This window comes from Nocardiopsis lucentensis DSM 44048, assembly GCF_000341125.1.
Lineage (GTDB): Bacteria > Actinomycetota > Actinomycetes > Streptosporangiales > Streptosporangiaceae > Nocardiopsis > Nocardiopsis lucentensis.
The window spans coordinates 1-248 of the sequence record NZ_ANBC01000213.1; the positions used below are offsets into that span (position 1 = coordinate 1).

The following is a 248-nucleotide window of genomic DNA, read 5'->3' on the forward strand; positions in this document are numbered from 1 at the left end:
CTGTCCTTCGCCGCCGTGTTCGCGGCCGGGCTGATCGCGATCGCGGTGACCGCGCTCGTGCTGCTGTTCAGCGGCATCGACCCGATGGCGACGTTCGCCCGGATGCTGGAGTACGGCACCCGGCCGGACAGCATGGTGCAGATCATCAACGACAGCACCACCTACTACCTGGCCGCCGTGGCCGTGGCGATCGGCTTCAAGATGAAGCTGTTCAACATCGGCGTCGACGGCCAGTACCGGCTGGGGGG

1 pseudogene is annotated in these 248 nt (G+C 66.9%); it reads left to right on the forward strand.

The features are described 5' to 3' along the window. A pseudogene (locus D471_RS33345) lies at positions 1 to 248 on the forward strand (ABC transporter permease); the annotation flags it as partial.